The organism is Chryseobacterium antibioticum, from assembly GCF_012927325.1.
GTDB lineage: Bacteria > Bacteroidota > Bacteroidia > Flavobacteriales > Weeksellaceae > Chryseobacterium > Chryseobacterium antibioticum.
Map to the genome: position 1 here is coordinate 1 of NZ_JABBGI010000024.1, position 14308 is coordinate 14308.

Sequence of the window (14308 nt, forward strand, 5' to 3'; positions counted from 1 at the left end):
ATTCCTATAAGACCTCAGAGATCAAACAAAAGAAATATAGGTAAATATAGAGCAAGAGCTAAACCCATAGTCTCTAAAAATCAAAAGGATAGCTTGTGATATTTTACTAACTTAATGACATTGGGCTAAAGCCCGTTCCTATTGAATACAATTGTCTTGTTTACAAAATCTGGACATTAATATGTTGCTAACAATCCGCGAGAGGTTATTTCAAATGTAATACGATGCAGTTTTTTAACGCAAAGTCTGATATTTGGAGCTTTTGATTTTAAGGAAGGCAAAGGGTTCGGCTGCGCCGATGATGAAGATGTATGGATAAAATATTCGTTTAATCAAAGAAATGCTCATTGATTTTTCTCTTTGTTTAAGGTTTTAAAATTAACCTTTTCTTCGCTATGAATGACAGTATTCTATCTGTAGAGGATTAATTTTAGAAAAGCCATTCGGTGATGTGATACCAACCCGCAGAAGTGAGGAATCCTACAATAATACTGAAACCGATGATGAGATTGGTAAGCTTGGTATTGAGTCTGAACTGTTCTGCAATAATACTTGAGGTGACCACGGTAGGCATTGCGGCTTCAAACACAGTAATTTTTGCCACATCTCCTTTTATATTGAGAAGCAGTGCCAATCCCAAAACAATAGCCGGAGCTAAGATCAATTTATATAACATGGAAGCAGACATCTGTGGAATCAATTTTTTCCATCCGTTGAATTTCAACTGGAGCCCTACTGAGAATAATGCCAATGGACTTACCGTGGCGGCCAGTTTATCAAAAAACGGTTCTGCCGGCGTGAAATCAATAAACTGCGATAATACCAATGCTGCGATACATCCTACTAAGGGTGGAAAGGTAATCAGTCTTTTCAGAATAAATAAAGCGCTTATTTTTCCGGATCTGCTTCCGCCTTTCACCGCTGCAATGATTCCTAGCGTGGAAAGTGCAAAAAACATGGTCTGATCACAAATAATGGCAATGCTTAAAAGACTTTCGCCATAAAATGCACTGATCAGCGGAAAACCTATAAATGAAGTATTGCTATACCCGCTCGTCAGTTCCAATGTACTTCTGGAACGCCTTGAGTAGCCTTTGCTTTTGCTGTAAAACATCATAAAGAAGAAACAGAAAACAGAGATAAGAAAAGTAGCTGCAATCGGGAACAGCATTTCTGTTGTCCATTTAACTTTCGGCAGGTATTTAAAAGACACTGCGGGCAGCGCAAGATAAAGAATCCAAGTGTTGATCCCTTTATGAGCATCGGGATGGATAGATTTTGTTGCTTTGAATACCATTCCTGCGATAATACACACTGCAATCAGAACAAAATTTACCATACTATTTTAAAATATAATACGAAGTTACGGTTGATTTTTTAGTTGGAAGTAGAAAAATCAGCCTTTTTATATGCTAAGCTGAAAGGTTAATTTTTTGTATTTGTATTTTAATCTTGCATGGTATCCCAAAGGCTCATGACTTGTATGTTTTCCGCAGGTTTTGAAAGTTTGATCTTTTTTGAAGTATTCGGAAGGAGGTCAAAGAAATTATCACTACAGTGAGTATCTCCTATCAGATAAACATCTTTTGCTAACACATCTGTGGAAATTTCAATCTCATCTGTTGCGCTTCTTTTAATCTTAATATTCGGTTTTGTCAATTGCAAATCTTTAGGCCTGGAAAAGAAATGATGATTGACAGCAATGATTTTTCCCTTCTCATCTCTTAGAGTAAGCTGTAAAAAGACTTTACTTTTATCAGGTTCAGCTATTAAACTTTTAATTTCAACCGGATCAAATTTCAGAATACTTCCCAACGTTTTTTCTTTTGAAGTTGCTTTGGTTTCTTTTAAAACCTTTCCGTCAAAACTTATTGTTTTAATCTCTACATTAACACCATTAAAATTCTTCAATCCATCGTTAATGGCATAGAAATTTAGCATCCCCTCTTTTTCTTCAGTCAAAATAACCTGTTGCTCAAAGCTTCTTTTCATTTGATATTGAAGCGCCTTCCAGTTCCCTAAATAATCAATGGAAGACCAAGAAACGACCGGCCAACAGTCGTTCAGTTGCCAGTATAAGGTTCCCATATTATAGGGTTTTGCCCGGCGATGAGCCTCAACAGCAATTCTCATTCCACGGGCCTGCAGCAATTGAGAAATGTAATTGTATTTCACAAAATCCATGGGAAGCTTATAATCTCTCTTGATATACTCATTGATGATCTCCCAACCCCGTCCATGCTTTTCGTGAGCTTTGACCGTAGGATTCTGAAGATTCAGATCCGGGGTTCCGGAAAACATAGATTTCACAGCTTCCAGACTCGGCATTCCCTGAAAACCATATTCGGACATGAATCGGCCTACTTTTTCATTATAGATTTCAAAAGGCTGCTCTCCCCACCAGACACCCCAATAATGAGAATCTCCTTCTGTGAGGCTTTCTTTATGTCCCCAACCAATAGACGGCGAACTTGGCCAGTAGATATTTTTATCCGGAGTCAGGCTTTCCTGTAATGCATTTGGAATCACTTCATGAAACAGCTTTTTATAATCTTTCCAAACCTGCAGGGAATCATCTTTTGAATATTTGAACTGCTTCTGATATCCCCAGTTAACGATGGCTTCATCAACTTCATTATTTCCACACCACAAAGCAATGGAGGGATGATTCTGAAGTCTGTTGACCTGATCTTTTACTTCTTCTTTTACATTGTTTAAAAAAGCATCGTCAGCCGGATAAAAACTTCCCGCAAACATAAAATCCTGCCAGACTAAAATACCGTTTTCGTCGCAGGCTTTGTAGAATTCATCATCTTCATAGATACCACCACCCCAGACACGAATCATATTCATATTGGCGTCTTTGGCGTCCTTGATCAGTTTCCTGTATTTTTCTTTGGATGTTCTGGGTGAAAAACTGTCGGCAGGAATCCAGTTTGTTCCTTTTGCATACAAGGGGTTTCCATTAACTTTAAAATAGAAAGATTTTCCAGCTGCATCTTTTTCCTGAACGAGTTCGATCGTTCTAAGACCAACTTTTATATTCTTTTGGTCTAGAGCGTTATTACTTTTAAAAAGTTCAATTTTAAAATCATGAAGATTCGCCGCTCCCCATCCGTTGGGTTGCCAAAGTTTGAACCCACTCATATCATAAGGAACACGAATTGTATTCATTCCTTTTTTAAGAGAAATGGTCTTGGTCAATTGATTAATCTTCAAGCTATAATTTCCGGATTCCTGTGCATTAATTTCTATTTCAAAATTAAAGTCCAACACTTCTGAGGAAAAATGCTGATGGTATTTAACGTTCTCAATTTTTGCGAAATTCCAAAATTCCAACTGTATATCTTTCCCTATTCCAGCAGTCACGAGCCTTGGTCCCCAATCCCAGCCAAACTGATATTGAGCTTTTCTCACAAAACTCCTGGGCGATTCCGGCATGGTAAACGGAACTTTCTTGGCCAGTTCTTTTCCTTCTTCAACTACAGATTTGAATGTAATTTTCAGTTCGTTATCTCCTTCTTTCAGAAAGTATTTTACAGGAATTTCCCATTTCCGGAACATATTGTCTGTTTTCTTCAGCAGCTTTCCATTCAGATAGATCTCTGAGAAAGTATCAAGACCATTAAAAATCAGATCAATATGATTATTCCCCAGCTCTTTTGATGATACTTTAAAACTGGTTTTATATTCCCAATTCTCATTTTCTACCCACTGTACTTTTTTTTCATTTTCATCTTTGAAAGGGTCCGGAATAATTTTATTGTCCATCAGATCAAGATGAACGGTACCCGGAATTTTTGCAGACAGCCAGTTCTGTTCTTTCGTGTTTTTGAACTGCCATTTCTCCGAAGACAAACTTCGTTCTGTTATCTGTGCAGCCATAATCGTTTGGATAAAAAGGAAAGCTAGAAGGATAGATTTATTCATTAATAAGTTTGTTTACAATTCTGTGAATCCCGTATTTGATAAGCTCACTATTGAAATTGATAAGAAGTCCTAATTTAATATTGGTGAGTTTCAGATAGGTCAATACCTGGGAGTAGAAAACAGGATTCAGTTCTAGAACAGATTTTATTTCAACGATAACTTTATCTTCTATGATCAAGTCAATTTTATAGGCATTTTCTATAGTAATTTCTTTATACTTTAAAGGTAAAGAAATCTGTTGTTTTACATCCGTTCCCAGTTGTTTCAATTCATACGCCAAAGCTATTTCATAGGCGTTTTCCAATAATCCGATTCCAAGATTCCTGTGAACCTCTATGACGGCTCCTATTATTTTATAGGATAGTTCGTTCTCTGTCATTCATTTGTGTTTTATAATTAGATTACTTATTATTTTTTAACGCAAAGTTTTATTTGAATACTTCGTATTTTAAGTTTGCAAAGCCAGAATCAATTAGCATTGATTCGATTAAGCGAACGTTTGATCCATAAAGCTTCATCAGCGACGTAGTCGAATTCTTTGCTCTCCTCAAACTGAACATTTTCCAAATAAACCTTTGCGTTGAAAAACACTCTACATATTTTAGCGCAAAGATTTATTTTCAATACTGCATATTGTAAGTCTGCAAAGCCAGAATCAATTAGCATTGATTCGATTAAGCGAACGTTTGATCCATAAAGCTTCATCAGCGACGTAGTCGAATTCTTTGCCTTCCTCACAATTGAACGGTTCTCCAAATAAACCTTTGCGTTAAAAAAGTAAGTGCTTTATTTATTTTTCAAAGCAGCCACCTCATCTGCACTGGCAAAAGCTCCTCCATCCGTGATTGCTGAAGAATGAAAATAGCCTGCATTTGTACATTCCCTGATCTCTTCAATATTTGTTGACCGGAGACCGCCTCCAACCAGGATTTCGATCCTTCCATTGGAAAGTTCAACCAGCTTTTTCAAATTTTCTTTGCCTTCTGAAACATTAGATTTTTGACCTGAAGTAAGGATGGTCTTAAAACCACAGTCAATTACTTTTTCCAGCGAGCTTTCAAGATCGGCCGCTCTGTCAAAAGCGCGGTGAAAGGTACATGGAAAAGGATCTGCCAATTCAACCAGAGCTTTGTTTTGTTCTACATTCACTTCATCATTTTCGTCTAAGATTCCAAAAACAAAACCATCAACATTTAAAGATTTTAAAGAGATCAAATCTCTTTTCATTTGCTCAAATTCTGCTTCTGAATACGTAAAATCTCCTCCTCGTAGCCTGATCATCACAAAGATTGGAATATCTATTTTTGCTCTGATACTTTTTACCGTTTCAAAATCCGGAGTTGTTCCTCCTTCGCTTAATCCATCACACAATTCTATTCTGTCGGCTCCGTTTTCAAAAGCTATGATTGCTGATTCAGGATTAAAACACGCTATTTCTATTTTTGACATTTATTTTTTAATTGAGATTGTAAGAAAATTATGGTTATTTCAGGGCAAATTCCGGTTTTTCAAGACGGTTTCCTTTCTGATCATATACTGCAAAATTAAATCCGTCTTGAATACAATAAGAACCGTACTCGCCTTTTTTATTCAAAGCAATAAAACCAACCTGAATATCTTTAAGGTTTTTATTTCTTCTTTTAGTAATATTGACAATTCTTTCAACCGCTTCTTTGCAGGCTTGCTGAGGATTTCTGCCCTGTCTCATCAATTCAACCACAAGATGCGTTCCTACTGTGCGGATCACTTCCTCACCGTGGCCGGTAGCTGTGGCCGCTCCTACTTCATTGTCAACAAATAAACCGGCACCAATGATCGGGGAATCTCCTACTCTTCCATGCATTTTAAAAGCCATTCCGCTGGTGGTACAGGCTCCTGAAAGATTTCCCTGAGCATCAAGAGCAATCATTCCTATAGTATCATGATTTTCAATATTAGCAACAGGCTTGTACTCGCTGGTTTTCAGCCATTCTTTCCACTCTTTTTCTGATTCCGGAGTGAGAAGATTTTCTTTTTTAAATCCCTGCGATAATGCAAACTGAAGCGCTCCATCTCCCACCAACATCACGTGCGGTGTTTTTTCCATCACGGCTCTTGCCACAGAAATAGGATTTTTGACATGCTCTAAACATGCAACGGAACCAATATTATAATTTTCGTCCATAATACAGGCGTCAAGGGTTACCCTTCCATCTCTGTCCGGACGTCCGCCATAGCCTACACTTCTTTCAGTGGGATCCAATTCTACAAGACGGACTCCTTTTTCCACGGCATCAAGCGCTTTTCCTCCTTTTCCCAGAATGGCCCAGGCTTCTTCGTTGGCTTTCAGACCAAAATTCCAGGTGGAAAGAACGATAGGTTTCCCTATTATTTTATGGTGATCTGGCAGTTCTTTAGCCATCAGATCCAGTGGATTTACGGCAAGTGCCAGAGAAGCGGCAGCCGTTTTTTTAATGAAGTTTCGTCTACTTTGCATGTGGGATGTATTTGGCTTCCAAATTAGCAATTTTCCGGCTAGTAGAAAAGAAAAAAGACCATGGTAACGAGTCCGCGGTCTTTTTCTTATTTTTTAATAATTAGTGAGGTAGTTTACCTCTGAAATAGCCATACACCCAGGCATGACAAATTATGAGGAAAGAATATCATTTGTATAGTGTTTATTCAACTGTAAGATTAGTTTACGCCAATTTCATCAACAAAAAGCCAAGCTTTTGAGTCAGCTCCGGGATTTCCGGCAGGAATGATGCCTGCATTTTCTATTTTAAGCTTAATATATCTTGAGTTCTGGTTTCCTATGTTCAATTTTATTTTCCCTTTTGAGCTCTGGATCTCTTCTTTTCCGATTTCTTTGATCATTTTAAACTTCTGACCGTCGTCTGAAACAAAAATCTGTGCAGATTTCGCCAGATGAATCCAGCTTCCTTTGTTTTCTAAGGTATTAAAATAAACTTCTGAAAAGCCTGTCTTCTGCCCAAGATCAATGGTTGCTACAACATCTTTTCCCTGAAAGCCAAGCCATGTTTTGCCAAGCTGCCTTGTATTTCCAATAATTCCGTCCACTAAAGTAAAAGCTCCGCCGAAAGAATAGTTTTCACTTGGCTGTTGGTCTAATGTGATTTTTTTTCCTGTCGTTTTCGAAACTGTAAATTCCTGTGAAGAAACAGCACTTTTAAGCTTTCCGTTCTCAAAATAGACAGATTTAACCGTCATAGATTTAATAATATTGACAGGCCCCTGATAAGTTTTTGAGTTCAGAGAGGGTTCTGTTCCGTCTGTTGTATATCGGATTCCTTTCGGATCCTGTGATACCGTAAGTTCATAAGCAATGGCGCTGCTGGCAGGAATAACCTTTCCGGAGATATTGTAAATACTCCTGGCATAATTGACTCCCATTTTATCCAAAACCTTGAACTGACCAATTACTCTGCTTTCAAATTCTTTATAATTTTTAGGGTCTGCTGTTCCCCATCCCACTTCGGAAAGCGCCATTAGTCTTGGAAAAATCATGTATTGCACCTGCTTAAAATCTGTGATATATTCTGTCCACAAATTGGCCTGAACACCCAGTATATATTTTGCCTGTTCTGCGTTGAGTTCTACCGGAACAGGATCATAGGAATAGACTTTCTCTAAAGGGGTAAAACCTCCGAAAGCATTCGGTTCGGACTGCGGATCTCCCTGATAGTGGTCAAAATAACAGTAGGCACCAGGCGTCATCACTGCGAAATGCCCTGATTTTGTCGCTTCAATTCCTCCGTTTACGCCTGTCCAGCTCATAACAGCAGCATTTGGTGCGAGACCCCCTTCCAGAATTTCATCCCAGCCGATGATCTTTCTCCCTTGGCTATTGACATATTTTTCAATTCTGTGGATGAAATAGCTTTGCAAGCCATGCTCGTCTTTCAGATTATTTTTCTTAATGAGTTTCTGGCAGTGGGCGCATTCTTTCCATCTTGTTTTCGGGCATTCATCACCACCAATGTGAATGTACTGGGAAGGAAATAATGTCATAACCTCATCCAAAACGTTTTCCAGGAAGGTGAATGTTTCCTCTTTCGGGCAGAAAACATCATCAAAAACACCCCATTTTGTGGCGGATTCAAATGGTCCTTTTGTGCAGGCCAATTCCGGATATGCGGCTAAAGCGGCTAAAGCATGTCCCGGCATTTCAATTTCCGGAATAACGGTGATGTGTCTCTCCTGAGCATATTTAACGACATCTTTGATCTGCTCCTGAGTATAAAAATAGGGACCGTAAGGTTTTCCGTCGAATGTATTGTCTACGTAAGCTCCAATCATTGACTCTTTACGTTTTGAACCAATCCCGGTCAGTTTCGGATATTTTTTAATTTCAATTCTCCAGCCCTGATCATCCGTAAGGTGCCAATGGAAAGTATTCAGCTTGTACATGGCAAGATAATCGATGTACTGTTTAACCTCATCAACGTTGAAGAAATGGCGGCAAACATCCAGATGCATTCCGCGCCAGGCAAATTTTGGACTGTCTTTTATTTCCATAGCCGGAATAGCACCGTCTTCTTTATGTTCTTCAAATAGCTGAATCAAGGTTTGAAGGGCAAGAAAATAGCCCTGTTTGGTATCTGAACTTATGAAAATTTCTTTTGGAGAAATGTCAATAGAATAACTTTCTTTCTTCCCTTCAGGATTAACCGGAATTTTTGGCTGTGGAATCTGCATATACATTACATGGACTTTTTCCGTACTGCTGATGGATTGAAATTTAACCTGAGAACCCAATCGTTTTTTGAAATACTCTGTCTCTTCTTTCGGAAGTTTATCGTTCAGTATCAGGGTTTCAGGAATGATAAATTTACCTTCCTGCAGGGTTAAACTTTGAGGATAAGGAATTAAATTAGGTTTCATCTGAGCATTAAAAAAAGTGGAAAAAAGAGTTGAAAATATAAAGAGAAAACGTCGCATCTGAATATGATTAAGGTTTTAGCTAATATAATTATTTTCCAAAACTCTTTTACCTATTTAACTTATTAAATAATAAAACATCTAAATTTGTAAAAAAATACAATGAGAAAAAACATTTTACTAGCCGCAGGATTATTATTTTCAATTTCTTCACAGGCACAACTCTTAGATATCATTAAGTCTACTGTGAAAACTAAAACAGGTGTTGATCTTGATAATCCTTCGCAAACTAAAAGTTCTACAACCAAAACAACGACTACCACAACGACAGCTCCAGCCAAAACTTCTCCTATCAACCTGGGAAGTCTTACTTCAACACAGATTTCTTCGGGATTAAAAGAAGCTTTAAGCCTTGGGGTAACTGACGGGGTAAAGAAATTGGCTTTAACTGACGGATTCTTAAAAAATGAAGCGGTAAAAATTTTAATGCCTGAAAAATTAAGAAAAATCGATACCACACTTCGTTCTCTAGGAATGGGAAGTCTGGCTGATGAAGGGGTAAAGCTCTTAAACAGAGCTGCTGAAGATGCAGTGACGGAAGCTGCTCCTATTTTCACCAAAGCGATTACTTCCATGACGATTACGGATGCTAAAAATATTTTATTAAGCACAGATAATGCAGCCACCAATTATTTACAGACCAAGACGCAAAGTCAGCTGTTTACTGCCTTCCAGCCAAAAGTGAAAGCTTCATTAGGAAAAGTAGGTGCGGATACGGTGTGGAAAAATCTGATCTCCAAATACAATACATTTACGGGGCAGTCTGTAACGACCGATCTTAATGAATATGTTACAACAGAAACCATCAACGGTGTCTTTAAAATGGTGGCAGACAAAGAAAGCGGCATCAGAAATACGCCAGCGATGAGAACGACTTCTATTTTACAGAAGGTTTTTGGGGCGCAGGATGCGAAATAGATGTCAGATATGAGACACTAGATATTGGACTTACACAGTGGAGGTTTAAAATTTAGTTGAGATTAAAATACAAAAAAGGCTGTTTCAGAAACTGAAACGGCCTTTTTTATTTTATGTTTTGAAACAAAAATTATATGATATGCTTCGTGAACTTCGTTCGTAAAGTATCTTCAATTATATTAGAATTGCATTTCAGGAATTTCTCCCTCTATGATAAGATCTGCTTCTGTAGACTGTACAATATGTTCCACTGAAACGCCCGGCGCTCTTTCTACTAATTTGAATCCTTCAGGAGTTACGTCTAACACCGCCAGTTCGGTCACTACTCTTTTCACGCAGTTAACGCCAGTAAGCGGAAGTGTGCATTTTTTCAGGATTTTGCTTTCTCCAGCTTTGTTCACGTGCATCATGGCAACGATAATGTTTTCTGCGGAAGCTACCAGGTCCATTGCGCCTCCCATTCCTTTTACCATTTTCCCCGGAATTTTCCAGTTGGCGATATCCCCATTCTCTGAAACTTCCATAGCTCCAAGGATGGTAAGATCTACTTTCTGGCCGCGAATCATCCCGAAACTGAAGGCTGAGTCGAAAAACGAACCTCCAGGCAGAATAGTGATCGTCTGTTTTCCAGCATTGATGACATCTGCATCTTCTTCACCTTCGAAAGGAAAAGGTCCCATACCTAGAACTCCGTTTTCACTTTGGAATTCTACGGAAATACCTTCTGGAACGTAGTTGGCGACCAAAGTAGGGATTCCAATTCCCAGGTTTACATAGTAACGGTCTTTCAGTTCTTTTGAAATCCTTTTAGCAATTTGTTCTTTTGTAAGCATAATAAAAACTTAAACTGCAATTTAATTCTTTTCACTTGAATACAAAAGGGCTTTGTTATTGAAAATTATTAAGATCCCTCTGCTTTCTGGACAAAGCATTCCTTTGTCTGATAACGTCCCGAAACAAAGCATACAGGAAATATCCTTGTCAAGGTTTAAAACCTTGACAAGGATAACAGTCATTTCTAATCTCCGTTTCCAGCCGAATTATATTAATTTTCTTAACGCGAACTCAGGATAGTATTATAAGTCAAAATAATATCTCTAATTTTGCAACATTATTGATTAGAATGAAAATACTTTTAAAATACCTTAAACCTTACCAATGGTTGATCGCCTTTTCTTTGTTTTTGGCAACCATTAATCAGGTTTTTTCTTTATTTGCACCAGCCATTACAGGGAATATCCTGGACAAACTGGTTACGCATCCTAATTTTTTTGATAAGGAAAAACTCCTACCCAGAAATCTGAACCAATATTTATATGGAGAAGGAATTTACCATGGTGTTTTTTACTTTTTAGGATTACTTATTGGAACAGCAATGGTAAGCAGAATTGCTAAAGCTTTTCAGGATTATGCGGTAAGCGTCATCACTCAAAAATTTGGGGCGAAAATATTTACAGACGGCTTGAAACATTCAATGGCATTGCCTTATCAGGAATTTGAAGATCAAAGGAGTGGTGAAACACTGTCGATTTTAACGAAGGTTAGGGAAGATACTGTAAAATTCATTACCAGCTTTATTAATATCTTCTTTGGAATTTTAGTCAGTATTATTTTCGTTTCTGTGTATGCTATCCGCCTGCATTGGTCAATTATGCCTGTGTATATCTGCGGGATTTTCCTGATTGCCTTCATCACCAATTTATTGAGTAAAAGAATAAAAAGCATTCAGAAAAGCATTGTTTCCGAAACCACGGCTTTAGCCGGAAGTACTACAGAAAGTTTAAGGAATATCGAAATTGTTAAAAGTTTAGGATTAACCAATCAGGAAGTGATCCGTTTAAATAACAATACGTACAAGATTCTGGGACTTGAACTCAGAAAGGTGAAAAGCATCCGTTCTTTGAGCTTTATTCAGGGAACGATGGTCAATTTTCTTCAACAGATGATCACGATGACCTTATTGCTTTTGATTTTTAAAAATATTGTGACTCCGGGACAGTATCTGTCTTTGATGTTTTATGGTTTTTTCATTTTCGGACCGATGCAGGAAATCGGGAATATCATCATTTCGTACCGTGAGGCAGAAGCTTCTCTTTTTAATTTTGATAACTTAATGAAAAAAGAGGTGGAAGAAAAACCGCTTCATCCCAAACAAATTGGTGCTATTGAGGAACTGGAATTTAAACACGTTTCTTTTAAACATCAGTCTGCTCAATATAAAGCTTTAAATAATATCTCTTTTGATGTTAAAAATGGCGAAACTATTGCTTTTGTGGGGCCAAGTGGTTCGGGAAAAAGTACATTGGTAAAATTACTGGTTGGATTGTACAGACCTCAGGAGGGAAATATTTTTTACAATACGATTAATGGAAAAGAATTTGATTTTGATGAACTGAGAAATCAAATTGGCTTTGTCACACAGGATACTCAGCTTTTTGCAGGAACTATCAGGGAAAATCTTCTTTTTGTCAACCCTAACGCTACAGAATCAGATCTGGAAATTGCTTTACAGAAATCAAGCTGTACGGCATTGTTGGAAAGAGCGGAAAAAGGCATAGAAACTGTGATTGGTGAAGGTGGGCTGAAACTGAGTGGTGGAGAAAAGCAAAGAATTGCCATTGCCCGGGCGCTTTTAAGAAAACCTCACTTACTGATTTTTGATGAAGCGACTTCAGCTTTGGACAGTATTACTGAAGAAGAAATAACGTCTACTATTAAAGACATTTCAAAAGAAAAGGAACAAATCACCGTACTTATTGCACATCGTTTAAGTACGATCATGCATGCAGACCGAATTTATGTGCTTGAACGCGGGCAAGTGATAGAAATGGGATCTCACGATAATTTGATCGCCGAAAAAGGATTGTACTACGCCATGTGGCGACAACAAATCGGGGAAAGAAAAATGCTTATTTCACCGGATGCATAACACAAATAAAGCGCTGAAATATTTTCAGCGCTTTTGTTTATATTACTATTTTAGACACATAAGCTTTTTAACCCTAAAGATTAATTAAGAAAGTCGAAGATTTTCATCTTCTGTGAACTTCTATTTTCATTTTAATAAAATGATAAAGCTTTTCTACCTTTTGTGGTTAAAAATAGAATGTTTATTATTTTGTTCTCACTGTTCTCTGTTCAATTCTCTTTTCAAATTTTTCACCCTGGAAAATTCTCTGGATCATAATACCCGGAATATGGATCTCGTTAGGATCTAATTCTCCCGGTTCTACCAATTCTTCTACTTCAGCAATGGTAATTTTTGCAGCACCGGCCATAGGATGATTGAAATTCCTTGCAGAACCTTTAAAGATCAGGTTTCCGAGATGATCTCCTTTCCATGCTTTTACGATGGAATAATCTGCTTTGTATGCGTGTTCCAGGATGTGAGGTTTTCCGTCAAAATCTTTTACTTCTTTACCTTCTGCAATTTCAGTTCCGTAGCCTGCCGGGGTATAGAAAGCAGGAATTCCAGCCTGTGCCGCTCTGCATTTTTCTGCTAAAGTTCCTTGTGGTGTAAGTTCCACTTCAAGTTCTCCTGACAGCATCTGTCTTTCGAATTCCACATTTTCTCCTACATAGGAAGAGATCATTTTTTTGATCTGTCTTTTCTGAAGCAGCAGTCCCAATCCAAAATCATCAACCCCTGCATTGTTTGAAATACATGTTACCTCTTTCACATCGCTTTCTACCAAAGCATTAATTGAGTTTTCAGGGATACCGCACAGACCAAATCCGCCCAGCATTAAAGTCATTCCATCCTGAATACCTTCGATGGCTTCCTTTGCATTTTTTACTCTTTTATCTATCATGAAATATTAGATTTTTCTGTCCGTTAAATTTAATAAATTTTCTCATATTTACAGCACCCTGGAATCTATTTGAATTTTGCTCTGACTTTTTGCAGATTCTGCCCTCATAGTTCAGGTAAATCCTTTATAAACCTAAAAGTTTTAATCTGTAATACCTGCACCATGGAACAAAATGCTTTCAATAAAACCGGAGATCTTTTTTATGTCATCTGTAGAATAAGCATTGGGCTTTTCTTTTTGATCACGGGCCTCAACAAGCTTTTCCATCCTGTTTTTCAAGGCTATATGCTTAAAACCATCAGCAGTTTAGGCTTCTCCAATCCTCAGTTTATGGCTAATTTTGTTGCTTTTAATGAAGCGTTTTGGGGATTGCTATTATTATTGGGACTGTTAACCAGGTTCAGTTCACTGTCATTAATTGTCATTATGCTTGTTGCGTTAGTCACCAAAGATTTACATTCTATTCCCACTGAACTGGTTCCTCTTGATCCTTCCGTGGGTACCCGTCCTATGGATCATTTCACATGGCTTACCTATTTCTTTTTTCTTCCACAAGTACTGTTTATCATGTTATTGGGCATGTTTTCTCTTTATGGATACAAAGCTTTCGGGATCGATCAATTTATAAAAAAGAGTAAAACTCCTAAACATTAAAAACAGATCGACACCTATTTTACGTAAGGTTCAATTAGTAATAATTTTTTCTA

12 protein-coding genes are annotated in these 14308 nt (G+C 37.7%); 3 read left to right on the forward strand and 9 right to left on the reverse strand.

Features of this window, described 5'->3' with window-relative positions; genetic code table 11:
- Positions 1–430: 430 nt before the first annotated feature.
- From HHL23_RS16860 to HHL23_RS16890, 7 genes are all read right to left on the reverse strand, one after another.
- Complete coding sequence (locus tag HHL23_RS16860) at positions 431–1339, reverse strand: AEC family transporter (RefSeq protein WP_169235958.1); 909 nt, start codon at positions 1337–1339, stop codon at positions 431–433.
- Positions 1340–1446: 107 nt separating this feature from the next.
- Positions 1447–3930 (reverse strand): beta-mannosidase, encoded by a 2484-nt coding sequence (locus HHL23_RS16865; protein WP_169235959.1) that lies wholly within the window; start codon positions 3928–3930, stop codon positions 1447–1449.
- Complete coding sequence (locus HHL23_RS16870; protein WP_169235960.1) at positions 3923–4309, reverse strand: GxxExxY protein; 387 nt, start codon at positions 4307–4309, stop codon at positions 3923–3925. Before HHL23_RS16870 ends, HHL23_RS16865 begins: the two co-directional genes overlap by 8 nt.
- A gap of 89 nt (positions 4310–4398) precedes the next feature.
- Positions 4399–4596, reverse strand: a complete 198-nt coding sequence (locus HHL23_RS16875) for a hypothetical protein (RefSeq protein ID WP_169235961.1) — start codon at positions 4594–4596, stop codon at positions 4399–4401.
- Between the two features lie 120 nt (positions 4597–4716).
- A complete protein-coding gene (locus HHL23_RS16880; protein ID WP_169235962.1) occupies positions 4717–5379 on the reverse strand; it encodes a copper homeostasis protein CutC in 663 nt (220 codons plus the stop codon).
- Between the two features lie 34 nt (positions 5380–5413).
- Entirely contained in the window at positions 5414–6406 is a 993-nt protein-coding gene (locus HHL23_RS16885) for an isoaspartyl peptidase/L-asparaginase family protein (protein WP_169235963.1), read from the reverse strand.
- Positions 6407–6603: 197 nt separating this feature from the next.
- The gene (locus tag HHL23_RS16890) at positions 6604–8814 is read right to left on the reverse strand and encodes a glycoside hydrolase family 20 protein (RefSeq protein WP_228464814.1); all 2211 of its coding nucleotides are present in this window, start codon (positions 8812–8814) and stop codon (positions 6604–6606) included.
- Between the two features lie 159 nt (positions 8815–8973).
- On the opposite strand from HHL23_RS16890, the gene HHL23_RS16895 reads away from it, so the two are divergent.
- A complete protein-coding gene (locus HHL23_RS16895) occupies positions 8974–9789 on the forward strand; it encodes a DUF4197 domain-containing protein (protein ID WP_169235965.1) in 816 nt (271 codons plus the stop codon).
- 179 nt (positions 9790–9968) lie between these two features.
- Here HHL23_RS16895 and HHL23_RS16900 read toward each other — a convergent pair whose 3' ends face one another.
- A complete protein-coding gene (locus tag HHL23_RS16900) occupies positions 9969–10622 on the reverse strand; it encodes a CoA transferase subunit B (protein WP_169235966.1) in 654 nt (217 codons plus the stop codon).
- A gap of 290 nt (positions 10623–10912) precedes the next feature.
- Here HHL23_RS16900 and HHL23_RS16905 point away from each other — a divergent pair, with 290 nt between their 5' ends.
- A complete protein-coding gene (locus HHL23_RS16905; protein ID WP_169235967.1) occupies positions 10913–12718 on the forward strand; it encodes an ABC transporter ATP-binding protein in 1806 nt (601 codons plus the stop codon).
- A gap of 184 nt (positions 12719–12902) precedes the next feature.
- Here the strand turns inward: HHL23_RS16905 and HHL23_RS16910 are convergent, their stop codons facing one another.
- Positions 12903–13601 (reverse strand): CoA transferase subunit A, encoded by a 699-nt coding sequence (locus HHL23_RS16910; protein ID WP_169235968.1) that lies wholly within the window; start codon positions 13599–13601, stop codon positions 12903–12905.
- A gap of 162 nt (positions 13602–13763) precedes the next feature.
- On the opposite strand from HHL23_RS16910, the gene HHL23_RS16915 reads away from it, so the two are divergent.
- A complete protein-coding gene (locus HHL23_RS16915) occupies positions 13764–14255 on the forward strand; it encodes a DoxX family protein (protein ID WP_169235969.1) in 492 nt (163 codons plus the stop codon).
- Positions 14256–14308: the final 53 nt, after the last annotated feature.